At 45.0% G+C, this 16,191-nt stretch carries 14 protein-coding genes; 6 read left to right on the forward strand and 8 right to left on the reverse strand.

The features are described from left to right. Positions 1–63 precede the first annotated feature (63 nt). On the reverse strand, positions 64–933 hold the full coding sequence (locus tag NLX78_RS05640; protein ID WP_254349847.1) for an AraC family transcriptional regulator: 870 nt from the start codon (positions 931–933) through the stop codon (positions 64–66). Positions 934–1,249: 316 nt separating this feature from the next. Between NLX78_RS05640 and rlmN the strand changes: the two genes are divergently transcribed. The 3 genes from rlmN (at position 1,250) to NLX78_RS05655 (ending at position 4,101) form a co-directional block, all read left to right on the forward strand. Beyond that, positions 1,250–2,347, forward strand: a complete 1,098-nt coding sequence (gene rlmN / locus NLX78_RS05645) for a dual-specificity RNA methyltransferase RlmN (protein ID WP_254349848.1) — start codon at positions 1,250–1,252, stop codon at positions 2,345–2,347. Positions 2,348–2,486: 139 nt separating this feature from the next. Next, positions 2,487–3,188, forward strand: a complete 702-nt coding sequence (locus tag NLX78_RS05650) for a dihydroorotate dehydrogenase electron transfer subunit (RefSeq protein WP_069290692.1) — start codon at positions 2,487–2,489, stop codon at positions 3,186–3,188. Continuing rightward, the gene (locus tag NLX78_RS05655) at positions 3,169–4,101 is read left to right on the forward strand and encodes a dihydroorotate dehydrogenase (RefSeq protein WP_061829812.1); all 933 of its coding nucleotides are present in this window, start codon (positions 3,169–3,171) and stop codon (positions 4,099–4,101) included. The genes NLX78_RS05650 and NLX78_RS05655 overlap by 20 nt, the downstream gene beginning before the upstream one ends. Positions 4,102–4,198: 97 nt before the next feature. Here the strand turns inward: NLX78_RS05655 and NLX78_RS05660 are convergent, their stop codons facing one another. Beyond that, a complete protein-coding gene (locus NLX78_RS05660; protein ID WP_061829813.1) occupies positions 4,199–4,381 on the reverse strand; it encodes a hypothetical protein in 183 nt (60 codons plus the stop codon). A 225-nt stretch (positions 4,382–4,606) separates the two neighbouring features. On the opposite strand from NLX78_RS05660, the gene NLX78_RS05665 reads away from it, so the two are divergent. After that, the gene (locus NLX78_RS05665; protein WP_254349849.1) at positions 4,607–6,256 is read left to right on the forward strand and encodes an ATP-binding protein; all 1,650 of its coding nucleotides are present in this window, start codon (positions 4,607–4,609) and stop codon (positions 6,254–6,256) included. Beyond that, positions 6,253–6,990 carry a response regulator gene (locus NLX78_RS05670; RefSeq protein WP_254349850.1) on the forward strand — a complete coding sequence of 246 codons (738 nt, stop codon included), beginning with the start codon at positions 6,253–6,255 and terminating at the stop codon, positions 6,988–6,990. Before NLX78_RS05665 ends, NLX78_RS05670 begins: the two co-directional genes overlap by 4 nt. A gap of 55 nt (positions 6,991–7,045) precedes the next feature. On the opposite strand, the gene NLX78_RS05675 is transcribed toward NLX78_RS05670, so the two are convergent. Together NLX78_RS05675 and NLX78_RS05680 are read right to left on the reverse strand one after the other, a co-directional pair. After that, positions 7,046–8,065: a 2-hydroxyacid dehydrogenase gene (locus NLX78_RS05675; RefSeq protein WP_254349851.1), complete on the reverse strand. Its 1,020-nt coding sequence runs from the start codon at positions 8,063–8,065 to the stop codon at positions 7,046–7,048. A gap of 17 nt (positions 8,066–8,082) precedes the next feature. Next, positions 8,083–9,138 carry an AEC family transporter gene (locus NLX78_RS05680; RefSeq protein ID WP_061829816.1) on the reverse strand — a complete coding sequence of 352 codons (1,056 nt, stop codon included), beginning with the start codon at positions 9,136–9,138 and terminating at the stop codon, positions 8,083–8,085. Positions 9,139–9,472: 334 nt separating this feature from the next. On the opposite strand from NLX78_RS05680, the gene mmuM reads away from it, so the two are divergent. Then, the gene (gene mmuM / locus NLX78_RS05685) at positions 9,473–10,420 is read left to right on the forward strand and encodes a homocysteine S-methyltransferase (protein WP_254349852.1); all 948 of its coding nucleotides are present in this window, start codon (positions 9,473–9,475) and stop codon (positions 10,418–10,420) included. Positions 10,421–10,529: 109 nt separating this feature from the next. Here mmuM and NLX78_RS05690 read toward each other — a convergent pair whose 3' ends face one another. The 4 genes from NLX78_RS05690 to rhaA form a co-directional block, all read right to left on the reverse strand. Next, the gene (locus NLX78_RS05690) at positions 10,530–12,800 is read right to left on the reverse strand and encodes a GDYXXLXY domain-containing protein (protein WP_254349950.1); all 2,271 of its coding nucleotides are present in this window, start codon (positions 12,798–12,800) and stop codon (positions 10,530–10,532) included. Between the two features lie 138 nt (positions 12,801–12,938). After that, on the reverse strand, positions 12,939–13,832 hold the full coding sequence (locus NLX78_RS05695; protein WP_165178138.1) for an AraC family transcriptional regulator: 894 nt from the start codon (positions 13,830–13,832) through the stop codon (positions 12,939–12,941). A gap of 198 nt (positions 13,833–14,030) precedes the next feature. Further along, the gene (gene rhaD, locus NLX78_RS05700; RefSeq protein ID WP_254349853.1) at positions 14,031–14,876 is read right to left on the reverse strand and encodes a rhamnulose-1-phosphate aldolase; all 846 of its coding nucleotides are present in this window, start codon (positions 14,874–14,876) and stop codon (positions 14,031–14,033) included. 53 nt (positions 14,877–14,929) lie between these two features. Beyond that, entirely contained in the window at positions 14,930–16,186 is a 1,257-nt protein-coding gene (rhaA, locus tag NLX78_RS05705) for an L-rhamnose isomerase (protein ID WP_254349854.1), read from the reverse strand. Positions 16,187–16,191 lie beyond the last annotated feature (5 nt).

A 16,191-nucleotide genomic window follows, 5' to 3' on the forward strand; every position in this document is an offset into this window, starting at 1 on the left:
ATCTTATGATGTAAATGCAGTACGGTATAAAACCGACTGCAATCGGCAGTCGGTTCGGTTTGTTTACTTTTTCTTAATCGGAATCCAAACTTCACTTCGGTAGTCTTCAGCATGTGAATCTCCCATAGTATACACTTCTAGTTCCGGGCCGCCTGAATGCTCATAATTACTGGCAGGGAACCATTCCTGAAAAATTCTTTGCCATACCTTTTGGATCGAGTGAGGCATAGGGCCGATGGATGTAAACACTGCCCAGGTTGAAGCCGGAATGGTTCTGGATTCCAGCCCATTCGCGGTCGCTACGTCTTCGCTGCCTTCTGCGGCGATTAAGTAACTTAACGTCTCCTCCCCATGTTTCATGTCCAAGCATATACCGAGTATATCGTCGCCTGTCCCCAAGGCATGAATCCGATCCGATGTACCATCCGCATTCAGTTCGTTCCAGAATTTTGGGATTTCTCGAAGATTATCGCCGTTCTTAGTGGTGACTTGAATGGACTTGCCAATGACCGTAAAGGCCGTTTTCTCTACAATTTTGTAATCCATTTCCTGATCTCCCTTCAACGATAGATGGAAGGTGATGCGTGGAAAGGCTTTCAGGTTTACCCCAGGGCTTCTGGCCTCAGAGGGAGAAATACCGTGTACCTTCCGGAACGCTTTAGAAAAAGATTCGGGGGAATCATATCCGTATTTGAACGCTACATCCAGCACCTTGGCGGAAGAAAGACTCAATTCCTGAGCAGCCAAGGTCAATCGACGTTTGCGCACATATTCTGCAACCGTGACGCCGGTTAGCATATGAAACATGCGCTGAAAATGGAAAGGAGACGAGTAGGCTGCCTTTGCAATTTCCTCGATATCGAGTGACTGCTGCATTCTCTCTTCCATCAGATCGAGTGCGTTCTTGATCCGAAGCAACCATTCCAACCGCATCACCTTCCTTAGTTGTGATCATATCATTAGGAGTATCTGTAATCCTGTCTTTGCGTGCTCTTGTTGAACAGGTTCTGTCGCATAGTTTAATGTGGCTTGTACTTGGTTTCAAGACATAATTTCACGCTAAAATTTTGGAGAAACAATGTGCCTGCCCCCTTGTGTTCATAATTAAAATTTGGGACAATGAAAGAGGCGCTTAAATAGCGCAGATAGCTTAAACATGCTATGATGCAATGATGGTTGAGACGAATGGTGCGTGCTTAGTTTTATATAGAGGAAGACGAATTTGAATGTTTTGAAAAGAGGATCGAACATGAAAAAAGAATCCATTTATGGATTAACGCTAGATCAATTGACAGCATGGCTCATCGAGCATGGACATAAGAAATCCCGGGCATTGCAGGTATGGGACGCATTGTACCGGAAGCGGGTTACTGATTTTGCAGCGATGGCAGAGGTTCATGAGGATTGTACTCGCCTGTTGGCAGAGCACTTTTCCATTGAAACACTTGAAGAACACGTGAAGCAACAGTCAGCAGACGGGACGGTCAAGTTCTTGTTCCGGCTTCAGGATGGTAATTTGATTGAGACGGTATTGATGCGGCATAAGTTTGGCTTATCCGTATGTGTGACTACGCAGGTAGGATGTAACATTGGGTGCAGCTTCTGTGCGAGCGGATTGTTGAAGAAGAGCCGTGATCTGTCCAGCGGTGAAATTGTAGAGCAAATTATGAAGGTCCAGCTGTATCTGGATCAGGAACGTCCGGGCGACCAAGTCAGTCATGTTGTTGTGATGGGAATTGGCGAACCGTTTGATAACTTCGTAAACTTGTCCGATTTCATTCGGGTCATTAAGGATCACAAAGGGCTGGCGATTGGGCCGCGGCATATTACCGTTTCCACAAGTGGACTTGCCGATAAAATCATTGAATTTGCAGATTCCGACCTGCATGTCAATCTGGCGATCTCCCTCCATGCTCCGAATAATGAGATTCGTACTCGCATTATGAAGATCAACCGTGCGATTCCGATTGAGAAACTCATGCAGGCGATTGATTATTATTTGGACAAAACAAATCGTCGGATTACGCTGGAGTACATCTTGCTGAAGGGTGTTAATGACGGTAAGGAGCATGCACTCGAACTGGCTGAGCTGGTGGGCCATCGTCGTAATCTGGCCAATGTAAACCTGATTCCGTACAATCCGGTGGATGAGCATAGCCAATACCAGCGGAGTGAGTCGGAGTCGATTACGGGCTTCTATGATGTGCTGAAAAAACAAGGCATTAGCTGTAGTGTTCGGCTGGAGCATGGAGTCGATATTGACGCAGCCTGCGGACAGCTACGTAGCAAGCAAATTCGCAAGGATGCCAAGGGTAGCCGCAATGCGGAGCGCGAAGCCATTAGTTAAATACACAAGCGTACTCTCTAACAGGAGTACGCTTTTTTATATCACGAGTCGTAGGGCGAAACGTTGCCCTAAAATGTGAAAATAGTCACGTAATAGTTGCTGCTTTTACGTTATAGTGAGTGGTTAGTGGAGGGGTTATATGGCTAACGTAATTTCGAATGTGGCGCTCGTTCCGGGCATTTATGTGATGAAAATAGAGGGAAAGTTTAAAGGGAACATGGGGCAGTTTTACATGCTGCGCAGCGGGACAGGTTATCCACTGCTGCCCAGACCCATCAGCATTTATGATATCGGGGAAGAGAGTATTTCCTTTTTGTATCGGGTTGTTGGAGAGGGGACAAATTTGTTTTCCCAATTACAGCCTGGTCAGGAGATTCAGTTAGAAGGACCTTTCGGAAACGGTTTTCCGCAGGTAGAGGGTAGTTTGGCTTTAATCGGCGGTGGCATGGGTACAGCTCCGTTGCTGTTGGCTGCAAAGTACTACCCGCATGCGCATGTTTACCTGGGGTTTGCACAGCAAGCCTTCGGGGTTGAAGCGTTCGAAGCTGTGGCGGCATCTGTACAGGTCAAGGTAGGGGGAAGCATCGTCGAACAGGTCGATCCGACGCTTTATGCAAATATGTTCTCCTGCGGGCCAACTCCGATGTTGCAAGCACTCGCCATGAAAACGGTGGATACGTCGTCCCGTTTATATATTTCAACTGAAAGACACATGGCCTGTGGTATTGGCGCATGTTTGGGCTGTACGATGCGTACCCGTGGAGGCAATCGGAGGGTATGTAAAGAAGGGCCTGTATTCCCGGTGGAGGAGGTGGAGTTCGATGATCTCCATGGCGTGTAATATTGCGGGTGTACCGTTCAAGAACCCGATCATCATGGCTTCCGGTACGTTTGGATTCGGACGTGAGTATGCGGAATTTTATTCTCCTGAATTATTGGGCGGTATCGTCGGCAAGGGACTAACCCTGCATCCGAAGGCTGGTAATACGGGATCACGAATACATGAGACAGCATCCGGCATGCTCAATAGTGTAGGGCTGGAGAATCCGGGGGTTGCCGCCTTTTTGAAGGATGAACTGGATGACATGACTCACTGGAACACGGCTATTATTGCCAACGTAGGCGGCTCCAATCTGGAGGAATATGTTCAGGCCGTAGCGATGATTACGGAAAACGCGCAAAAACGACGCACGATGAATCGAAGAGGCGTCGATATGCTGGAATTGAACATTTCATGTCCCAACGTGAAGCAGGGTGGAATGCAATTTGGTATCCAGACGGAGGTAGCGCGGGAGGTTGTGCGTCAGGTGCGCAATGTGACGGCGCTTCCGTTGGTCGTCAAGCTGTCTCCAAACGCAGAGAACATCACGCAGATGGCGGTTATGTGCGAGGAAGAAGGCGCAGACGGAGTTTCGCTGATCAATACATTTTCTGCGATGAAAATAGATATACGCCGGCGTCGCAGTGTCTTCGCCAACACGTATGCTGGTCTTTCCGGCCCGGCAATTAAGCCAATTGCCTTGCGCATGGTTCATCAGGTGGCACAGGCGGTGTCGATTCCGGTGATCGGGATGGGCGGGATTAGCTCGGTAGAGGATATTATTGAATTCACCATGGCAGGGGCCGCTGCCATTCAGGTGGGAACGTACAACTTTGTCCATTTACATGCAGGGGCTGAACTGGTACATGGACTTGAACAATGGATGCAGCGTGAAAAGGTGCAGTCATTGGATGAGATACGGGGAATTTTGTGAATTTGAAACCTTTTAGCATACACTAATTCATATAGAACCGGCTTGTCTTTAAAAGACAAGCCGGTTTTATTTATTTACTGAAATAGCCAAGCTTCAACTAGTGGTTAATATCGCACTTGTTCAAGATGAACGAAATTTGATTTTCCAGCCGATGGATGGCATCCTCGGATGCCTGGTCGTTCGCACCTTGTTCCTGAAGCGCGGCGAGTTCCTGTTTGAGTTGATGAAGATCCTGCCCTGCATTGGCGCAGTTGTAGTTACTTTCGAGATTTTCGATCATCCTATATCCTCCATTTCGTTAGGTATACGTCCTTATTATGGAGAGTTGATACTTCCTTATTCAGCATATTGTCTTAATTCAGATAAAGTTTACGTTGTTGTCGCTGGAATGCATAGAGCTTGCGAAATAAGAAGGGAATTGTCAAACGGTGTCGAATAACAAGGGATTATAGGGGAAGAGATAGGCTCTTTTTCCTAATGGAGAGCTTGACAAAGAAGCTGGGTGATGGGATTGCGGTTAATAGGTAAGTCGAAGCCGAGACGACAATTCAAGGTTTCGCTACAATTCATGATTATTATTTTGGTTGTTTTAGCTATTATTATTTCCTTAATTATATCCTTGCTTCTCATTCGTAATTTCGTAATTAACCAACATTTTGATAATACGAAGGAAAAACTTTCGGGTATTGCCAAGGTGGTCGCTAGTGACAACGATGTTATTCGTAATGTTGAGCAGGGAGTTCCTGTGAAGCAGATCCAAGACTACTCGCTTGGAGTCATGCACAACGTTAATGTGGATTTCGTTGTCATTTTGAACCACGATTTAATTCGGCTATCCCATCCGAATGAAACCATGATTGGCAAGCCGTTCTCTGATTTGAATGATGCCAAAAGGGCGCTATCCGGTCAGGGACATTTTTCTGAGAATATAGGTATTTTGGGCAAAGGTTACCGATATTTTACGCCGATATTTAATCAACAGCATGAGGTCATTGGCATTGTATGTGTAGGGCTGACCATGAGAACCCTAAATCATGATTTGATGCAGGCGCAGTATACCATTTTTGGGGGGCTGATGCTGGGACTCTTTAGTGGAGTTTTGGGCGCTATCATTCTGGCTCAGAAAATCAAAACGATTTTATTTGGGCTTGAGCCGCAAGAGATAGCAACACGATTGCGCGAAAAAGAAATTATTGAAAATGAGGTCGCTGAAGGAATTATAGCCATTTCGGCGGACAAGAAAATTATGCTCATGAACAAAGAAGCTCAGGCCAAGTACCAACTGGCGAACCAAGAGATAAAAGCCCCGATTGGCGAGCAGCTAGATACCAACTTTTATAACGTGCTCTTCAAGAGAGTGTTTGATGATAAGAAGAAGATCAAGGATCGCTCATTTTATGTGAATGGTATAGAAGTCATTGCGACAGTAACCCCTATATATATTGAAAATGAGTTTTTTGGGGCGGTTGCAACGTTACGCGACCAATCCGAGATGATCCATCTTAGCAACCAGTTAAGTGGTACAAAATATTATATTAACTCCCTTCGCGGACAGACCCATGAATTTATGAACAAAATGCACGTAATATCCGGGCTGATTGAAATGAGGAAATATGCGGAGGTCAGTCAATATATTCAGCAGCTAAATCACCGGTATCAAGATGAGGTAGGCTTTCTGACTGAGAGAATTAAAGTTCCGGCATTAGCAGGTTTTATTATGGGTAAAATCAACGAAGCACGCGAACAGAATATTTCGGTTCTTCTTGCAGAAAGCTCGAATGTCTCTAATGTGGAGATGCAGGATATCGTTCATGATGTCATACACATCCTGGGTAATTTTTTTGACAACGCCATAGATTCCATCTTACAAAAAAAAGAACCCGGCAAAATTGAGCTGAAATTGAACTATGAGTGTGAGGGAAATGTATTCATTTTGAAAGTGAAAGATAATGGGTTGGGGATTGATTTTGAGATGCAAAAAAGAATATTCGAGCATGGCTTTTCAACCAAAGGAGAAGACAGAGGCTACGGCTTGAATCTGGTTAAAACCATGGTGGAAAATCATCAAGGAATCATTGAGCTTGATAGCCAACCGGGTCTGGGAACAAGTATGTATGTAGAGTTGCCCTGTACATTGGAGGTGACAAATGAATGAAAGTTCTAATTGTTGAGGATGATCCGATGGTTGCTGAGCTCAATCAACAGTTTATCGAGCGCATGGACAATTTGGACGTTGTATGTAAGGCAGATACCGTCAAGAAAGCACAGGACTGTCTTCAAAAATGGAAACCGGATCTGGTATTACTGGACGTTTATTTACCTGGAAAAAGCGGATTAACTTTATTATCACATATGCAGGAGCATCAATATCATGCTTCGGTTATTTTAATTACGGCTGCAAAAGATATTCAGACGGTGAAGGAAGCTGTTTTTTATGGTGTTGCAGACTATTTAATTAAACCCTTTACATTCGAACGCTTTAGACTGGCTGTTGAGAAAATCCAGCGCCTAGCCACGGTGATGGAGGAAGGGAACGGAATTAATCAAGCTGTCATTGACCATTATTTTAATAAAGAAGAGCATGCGGGTGTGGAAAAGAAAAAAACTGTTGAACAACCATCGCATAATCTACCGAAAAACCTGTCTAAAAATTTGTCCAAACTGACCATGACCACGATACTGAAGAGTATTCAAGAGCTGGACGGACCATTCTCGGTTGAAACGTTAGCCAGAGAAGTGGACTTGTCCCGTATCACGGTAAAAAAATATATTCAGTTCCTGGTGGACGATGGCTTCCTGGTTGAATCGATAGAATACCACAAGGTTGGCAGGCCGCTAATGCTCTATCAGTTGAATTCTGATATAAAAGAACCGCCATTTCCATTGTAATCTGGAAATAGCGGTTCTTTTTTTGTTCAACAAGAGTGCCGAGCTTCCTAATTATTTATTTCATAGAGAGAACAGGAAGTGGGACTAGGTTATCTGAAGAATGAGTTGTAACGATATCATGGAAGTTGTCGTAGCTAGTTTCAATCATGTTGGATAACGCCGTAACGGTATTCGAGCCAGCATGAGGCGTTACCAAAACTCTTGGATACAGCTCCACAAGCTTCTGGATCGTTGGGTCCGGGAGCATTTGCCATGGTTCAAATGCTCTAAAGAATAATTCATCTTCCTTAGGGAAGACATCCGTAGCGAAGCCTTCCAGATGGTTACTGAGCAAAGCGTCCAAAATGGCTTGGTTATCTTGTAATTCTCCACGTGATGTATTAATGAGAATAGATCCCTTCTTCATTTTTGCTAAAAAGCTGGCGTTAATCATTTTGTCGTTCTGTCCCGGCAGATAAGGAACATGCACACTAACGACATCACACTCTGTTAGTAATTCATCCAAGGTTGTGAATGGAATGACTTCCTTGGCCGCGTCCGATTGGTACACATCATAGCCGATAACAGAAGAACCTAATCCTTTAAATAATTTGGCTTCCGTCAGACCGATGCGGCCGACCCCAATAATCCCAACTTTACAATTGTGAATCTCTTTGCTGAATGTATGCTCGTCCACAATGAAATTTTTGAACGAGCTTTTGGTAGTCATATAAGCGGTGTGTCGGAACAGCATCATTGCTAAGGTTAAGGAGAGCTCGGCGATGGCATTCGGAGAGTAGGATGGCACGCGTGCCACCTTCATTCCGAATTCGCTGCAGGCATCCAAATCAATGTGGTTGATTCCGACTGTTCTGGTAAAAACATATCGAATGCCGTATTCATTGAATTTTGTGATATTTTCCCGATTGGCAGCACAGTTTCCTCTTAGCAAAACGGCATCGTGATGCTGTGCCAATTCTGCATTGCTAGTGGTTAACAACTCTTCTACCAGCGTTAGTTGAAAGTTATATTTATTGAGATCCTGAAAATAGGGTTTCTCATAAGAACGGACACCATAGCAAATGATTTTTAACATGTTGTTTTCCCCCTGATTTAGAAAATTCCAATTTTATCAATGACATTGAGCGTAACGATCCACACTGGAATCATGACGACAGAAGTAATAGTTGAGAGAAGCGATGCATTGGAGGTCAATATGGCTTCCTTATCAAAACTGATCGCATAGGCTGCGGCTACGGTAGCTGTTGGAGTAGCCATCATGATGACAATAGTAGCTAAAGCGACTGAATCGACTGACAGAATATGAGATACAGTCAACAAAGCCAGCAAGACGATGTTAACAATAGGTACAAGCCAAACCTTAACTATGCTGTAATACCAAGAGGTCTTATCAGTAGCTGCCGACTTGAAGCTGATCTCCCCTAATGTCGAGCCAATCGATAACCAGGCTAACGGAGAAGCTAGTCCAGCAAGGTAGGTCATGGGCTTGAACAGCCAGACAGCGGTTTGATCAATTCTTAGAAAGGCGAACTGCTGAATGGCCCCATCCTCTGTAGCTACACTCATCTGTGGCAAATAACCTTGAAACAACCAAACAAACAAGCCTAGAAACGTGGCGATAACGATTGGATTCAAAAACATGGTTTTGAGATTTTTAAGCTCCATTTTCAAGCCGCTCATTTTGATATAGCCATAGGAGTATAAGAAAATGCGGTACCCTATGTTAAAAATGGAACTGTACATCACTCCGGTAGGACCGTAAATGGCTCCGACAATTGGAATTCCGAAGAAAGTCGTAGAACCGAAAATGGTTAACACCCGCAAAACATCCTGTTTATCCTTGTTGTAGCTCAGAAAGAACGGTTTAGAAATAAAGATGAGAATAATATAAATTAGAACTCCCCATATTAAAACATTCATTCCTTGTTTTAACATTGTAGGATTAATGTCCTGCATGAAAGAATTAAAGGCTAGTGCTGGTAGAGCCACGGTTAGAACAACCTTGGATAACAACTTTCCTACTGCTGCGTTAAAAATCCCCTTCTTACGGCAAAAGAAACCAAGAAGGATAATAAAAACGGTGGAAGCGATAGAACTGACAATTTTGTTATCTGTTAAGGTCGCTGTAATCATTTCTAGTAAAGACATAGATAAAACCCTCTCTTGTACCTTTTTTCACATAAATGACGATGCAGAATGTGACGATGCAATTCCCTGATCTTTTGGCCAAAGTGTTGGTTTGCACTTTTATAGTAAAATGACTTTGTGAAAAAAAGAACAATATCTAATTAATTTAACTTATGAAACTAATTTAAAAAATTTATACGTTAACTCAGAAGGCAAATGAAACGAGAGGGGACGTCTTCACGGAATGATTATTTCTTGGCTTTGTGAGTGCCCATCAACATCCGTGCTATAATGTAAATCATTAAACCCTACTTGATTAGTGGGTTAAATAGAAAAGACGAGCAGGAGGGGCCGCATGAATCCGATACAACATATACTGGACGAATTTCAGCTGATCGTGCTGGACGGCGCGATGGCGACCGAACTGGAGCGTCATGGACATGATCTGAACGATAGCTTATGGTCAGCTAAAATCCTCCATGAGCATCCGGAGTCGATCAAGCGTGTGCATAGAGATTATTTTGAGGCTGGGGCAGACTGTGCGATTACTGCGAGCTATCAGGCTACCGTTGAAGGCTATGTTAAACGAGGCCTAAGCGAAAATGAGGCGCTGGAGCTGATTCAATCATCGGTGCGGATTGCTGTGCAGGCACGCGATGAGTTTTGGGCTGACGTGACGGCTACTGCAAGTCAGCGGCATCGTCCCAAGCCGCTAGTCGCGGCCTCTGTAGGCCCTTACGGGGCGTTTTTGGCAGATGGATCAGAGTATCGCGGCGATTACAAACTGAGCGAGGAACAGCTAGTGGAGTTCCACAGGCCGCGTATGAAAGCTCTGATTGAGGCGGGTGCAGATATTTTAGCTTGTGAAACGATACCCTGTCTGGTTGAAGCCAAGGCCATTGCCCGATTGCTGAAGGAATTCCCTGGCACGTATGCCTGGATCAGCTTTAGCGCAAAGGATGGGCAGCATATCAGCAATGGTGAGTCTGCCGCTGCATGTGCTGAGTGGCTGAATGGGCATGAGCAAGTGGCTGCTGTAGGAATCAATTGCACTTTGCCGAAATTCGTTCCATCGCTTATTCACGAAATACGCAGCCACACGGATAAGCCTGTGGTGGTATATCCCAATCTGGGGGAGGAATATGACCCGGTCACCAAGACATGGCACGGCAGCACTTGTACAGAGACATTCGGACAAAGTGCCCGCCAATGGTATGAAGCGGGAGCTCGTCTGATTGGTGGTTGTTGCCGGACTCAGCCGCAGGATATTAAAGAAATAGCATCATGGTCGAGAGATGAATAAACGGAGATAAACGATGGTCCGAAAAAAACAAGCAGGCTGAACCAAGTTGTGCTCCAGTAATGGAGGGGCTTGGTTCAGCCTGCTTTGTTTACTACCTTCGCCGATCCGGTCAGCTTTCTGCCAAACGTTCCAGCAGCGCGTCTCCATTGCGGCTCACCCGAATATGGGCAAAATGTGCGTTCTGTTCTACAGTACGTCCGGTTCCCTCAGGAATGAAATAATTCTCAATACCGTACAGAATACGGGAACCATACCATTGTCCATTTAGAATGACCTCATGGCTGGCAAGTTTTTCACCATCTTGATATAGGCGATCCGCGACGTATACTCCTTGGCTATCTGGTGTGAGAACGACTTTGACCTTGCCTCGGCTCCCTTCCTCCTCCTGAAGAGGAGTCTTGGAAGGCGGGGTAGATATGTCGTAATTCAGTGCCACATAATCGCCTTGTAGCAGGGAGCGCGGGTCTACAGGAGCTAGTTTGAGCTTAATGGAAGCCCCTGTGGCGAGCAGGGTTTCACTTCTCGCCGTCTGATAGCCGATGATCCCCAGCTGTAGCACGATGACAATGGCAATGAGTAACGGGCTTAAGCGCATAAAGCTAAAGCTGCGGTGGTCAGCATCGAATGCTGCTTTGCCGCTATGGGCCATTCGCCGATCCGCCCACCAGGTAATTCCGAGCGCAATGATCCCCAGTAGCGCCAGCGTAAAAGATTTATACAGTAGCGTCCACAATAAATCATAGTATTTGAAGCCGATAAAAATAAACCAGAAGACAACGCTCGTGATGGCCTCCGATTTTTGTTTCAGACGGGCAAAGGCAAAGACCATCCCGGTAACGATAACAAAATAAAAAATGTTAATGAACATATAAGAGTGTGGAACGACATCCTCGAAAAACGTCGCCCAAAACAGGAACAGCAAGCTGAAAAATAATGAGCCATTCCGTAGATGTTCTTTTAACTCCGTCTTGGATATAAAGTAACTTACCCCATATAACACGGCATTGACGATGAAAAGAGAGAAGATGATGAACTTATAGGTCCAGTTCCAACCATCCCACTCCTGATACTGCTGAAATAAAATGGTCGCCAGATTCAGGTTTACAAAGGTGTAGGCAAAAAACAACTGCCTTTTCCCCTTGGAGCGGAACCATCCAGCGATGGAAACGATCAGAAATAATACCGAAAGCAGCGACTGATCTGACCATAGAATGGCCGCCAAGCCTGTAATATAGCTGATGGTCAGCAGTGTATAACGTATTACCGAATCCAGCTTGGATTCCGGTATGACAATCATCAAAATCATAAGCAGCAACGACACAACCAACAGTACATATTCGGTGTGGTTTACATTCGTGCTAATCATAATCAATCCGATGAGAGATATACTGCCGATCAGCACTCCAACCACTTTGATCACACGGGATACGGTTTTGCTAATCCATTCACTGCCATGTTCCTCTTGGACGCTCGTCTCAGTCTTTGATGTACTAGTGTCCGTTGTCCCTGAATCCGGCAGTGTTTTCCCCAAACGATTCAAATAGCGGAAAAACCACACGTTACCCGTCAGCAGCAACGCCACAAAAATCAAACCAAAAACAAAAAACAGAGATGAGGAGTACGCCTCAGCCAGCTCTATAAATTTAAAGACAGCAAACGCCGAAAGTGCCAATGCATTCAAGGTCAGTAGCGTTTTATTCAGCCGCACCTTGATAAATATATAAAATCCTAAAGCAATCACAGCAATATGCGGTACATTCATGACCATGCCATACTCATCAAATGCAAAGGAATTGGTCATTGCTAACATAGCTATATGGAAAACCGCAAAGCTCATATATTGTAGTGGAGCAGAATGTATACGATGGAGGAACGTCAATAAAAATAGCAGCAGGTTGACTATTGCGAACATTCCGGCAATGGACAACGATTCCAGCTCGCTATAAGGCACACTTTGCATCGTAGGGTAAAAATAAAGCCACAAACCAAGATGAATTAGTACATAAGACAGCATATAAAAAGGATTGTAGCGAGTAATCCAGCTAAGCAGTAGAGCCGGCACCGACCAAATGAAAAACAATCCGTAGCTGTCCGCATGGGAATTGTAAATTTGACCGAGCAATGCCACGGAAACGCCAAAGGCTATACAGCCAGCCACCAAAAACATATTAGACAGAAAAGCTTGTTGACCGGGAACAGCACGTATCCGTGCAAATACAAAAGACAAGCCATAGAACAGAACAATAAGCGCAGCAGCAAGTACAATCTTAAATGTCCGATCCAGTCCGCCCCAATTGGAGGCGAAAAAATAAATAATTGCGGCCAGTATCAGTGAGATGCCCAGCAGATAGCCCGTACGTATCGCATTGAATCGCAGCATGGATTTCACGTACCTTTCCTGTTGGTTTGATGCCTATTATAGCGTTGAAAGGGCTCAGAACCAAGTGGGAATTAGGATCAGGTCATAAAAAGAGAGACACCGTATACGGCGGCTCTCTTTAACGTTACTGGATTCCGACTAAGCGTTGACGGTACGAATCTCTTGCCGGGACTGATGTCGGAAGCGATACTCACGCGGTGGAATCCCTGCTGTTTTCTTAAATGCCTTGGAAAAGGTGGACATATCGGTATAGCCGATGGACTGGGCTATGATCGACAAATTGTAAGTCGTCTGCTCCAGTAATCTTTTGGCTTCGTTAATCTTGAGGTTTTGCAAATACTTGGCGGGAGAGATGAGGAAGGTGGAATGGAATTTACGTGAAAAATGCGCACGATCCACACCTACATGCTCGGCAATTTGTTCAATCGTAACACGGTCACAATAATGCATTTCAATGTAATCTTTCCCCTGCTGGAGCCAATAATCAGAGCATACAAAGTTGCGCAGCACGTCAGATGTGTTGCGGGATAACTCCTCGAAGATCTGGTGCAGTGTAATCAAGCGGGCCAGATCGCTGCCCTGTCTGCTGTTGTCGTGTACGATGGAAAACAGGTTGGAGATAAGTCTGAGGATTTCCTCGCTCACTGCGTTAGCCATAAATGGCGTAGAGGGATTAATTCCGATCCGCTCCAGCAATGCGAGGGACTTGGGTCCCTCAAAGGCAATCCATACCTTTTGCAACGGGTGCTCCTGATCGGTGTAATATTCATGGGCAAGATGCGGAAAAAAACAGAATAAATCAGACTTTTGGACACGGTATTTTTGTTGCTTATAAATAAACTCAGCCTGACCTTCAAGTACAAATATCAAATAAAAATAAGGAACAGCCTTGGGACCGACATGGCAGCTTGTTTTCGAAATATCCATACCTAGTCTGACAGGCCAAACGGCGCTGGATTTTTCCAGTTCGGTGGCTGTGAAATAATGGTCTTCCACGATGTCGAAGTGATCTTCATTTTTTGCTCTTTTCATAACTTGTCACCTCTCCTTTGGTGGAGATAAGGGAATTTTGATTTTATTGTATATAAAGGAAAGCACAATTACAAGTTAATTCATTGGAATTAAGGGTTATATAATTGAAACTAGGTATGCCAAAGGCTCCATGGCCAGTTTAAGACGATCCATGGAGCCTTTTAAGTTCTGTATTATGAGATGGAGATTAGTCTATATTTATACGTTCAGGATTCCTTCTTTTGGAGTAACGTTGAAGGCTTTGGCCAGATCGGCCAATTCCTGATCTGTAATCCGTTGCTGAATATCATGGTGAGCAATGAGCATATAAATTTGCGCTGCTTTTTCAATCGTTTCAATCAGGCCAAATGCTTCATCAATGGAGCTGCCCGTTCCGAAAATGCCATGATGAGGCCATAATACAGCGTGATGATCCTTCATTTTTTTAGCCGTTTCGCGGCCGATTTCGCTGGAACCCGGTACCATCCAAGGGATTACACCGATACCGTCTGGGAAGACGATAATACATTCAGTACACATTTCCCACAGCGTTTTGGTGAATTGGTTTTCGTCCAGACTATGAATGAAGGTCATGGCAATAACATGGGTGGCATGATTATGAATCACAACACGATGGTTAGGGTCGACCTTCAAGCGCTCAATATGGCTCATAAAATGGGAAGGCAACTCACTGGTAGGCACTGCGCCATGTTTGAGGCCCCACAAGACTTCCAATTGCTCGCCATCCTGGGAGACACGAAGGACTCCTAAGTTAGCTTCTGGATCTGCAATTACGTTTTTGAAATATTTCCCTGATCCGGTGACGATAAAATATTTACCAGCCAGTTCATTCACCGGGAAAGCAGGTTTAATCGTCCGAATGACCTGATGAATATCTATATATTTTGCAACCTCAGCTTCATCCAGAATATAGCTTACATTACCTCCATTGCGTTCATCCCAGCCGAATTTCCACATGTTTTGTGTAATTTCCGCCATCTCGCGAACAAATGGGATATCCAGTCCCGATTTTCGTTCTTTTTGATTCTCCAGTACAGTAGTCATGGATAATCTCTCCCTTTTGGATGATATGAATATAAGCATTATCAGTACAGTAGTTAACGTTTCAGCAGTACCTGTTGTTCATAATTTTTAACTTCGGCCAGCCATTCCTCACGAACAGGAACGCCGTTTTGAGCGCAATAGTAATCCCATATGGCACCAAACGGATACGATTTAAACTCTTCGACCAGAGCAAGACGAGTGGTAAAGTCCCGTTCCTCTTCCGCCTGCTTTAATGCTTCAATCGGTTCGAGCATAGCGCGAAGCAGCGCTTTGATCGTGTTGCGTGTTCCGATGATCCATGCTGCTACATGATTGATACTTCCATCAAAGAAATCAAGACCGATATGGGTTCGGGAAAGCAATTCACCGCGAACCAGCTCACGGGCAATGTCCAGCAATTCGTCGTCCATTGTCACGACATGATCACTGTCCCAGCGAACCGGTCTGCTGACATGGAGAAATAATTGATCGGTGAACATCAGCACAGAGGACAGTTTGTTCGAAATGACTTCGGTTGGATGGAAGTGACCAGAGTCGAGACAGATGGATTTGCCGCGTGTCAGGGCGTAGCCCATATAGAATTCATGGGAGCCCACGACATAGCTTTCCGAGCCAATGCCAAACAGCTTGCTTTCAACCGCATCGATGTTGTATTCCTCGCTGATTTCCTCGCTGAAAATTTCGTCCAGCGCATCACGCAGCCGTTCTCTTGGAGCCAACCGATCAACAGGGGTATCCTTGTAACCATCCGGCATCCAGTGGTTTGTGACACAGGGCTGACCGAGTTCTTTGCCAAAATGCTCTGCAATCCTGCGTGATTTTTTGCAGTGTGTGATCCAGAAATCACGGATTTCCGAATCCTTATGGCTCAGTGTGAAGCCGTCTTCCGCTTTGGGATGGGAGAACAGTGTTGGATTAAAATCAAGCCCAAGCCCTTGTTGTTTGGCCCAGTCTACCCAGTTCTGAAAATGGTGTGGCTCCAGTTGATCTAGATCCACTTGTTCTGTGGTGTCCGCATAGATTGCGTGCAAATTGACCTTGTGTTTACCCGGAATGAGTGATAGAGCTTTTTCTAAATCCTGACGCAACTCATGCGGCGTGCCTGCTCTGCCCGGGTAGCTGCCCGTTACGGCAATCCCCCCGCTAAGCTGTTTGTCTTTGAACAGAAATCCCTGAACATCATCTCCCTGCCAGCAGTGCAGTGATATTTTGATTTGTGAAAGCTTCCGTAAAATATCGTCAACTTGAATACCGTGGCGGGCATACAGCCTTTTCGCTTCGTTATAACTGGCTTCAATAGCTTCGTTCATGGCTT

Source organism: Paenibacillus sp. Lou8.1 (genome assembly GCF_024213565.1).
Lineage (GTDB): Bacteria > Bacillota > Bacilli > Paenibacillales > Paenibacillaceae > Paenibacillus > Paenibacillus polymyxa_B.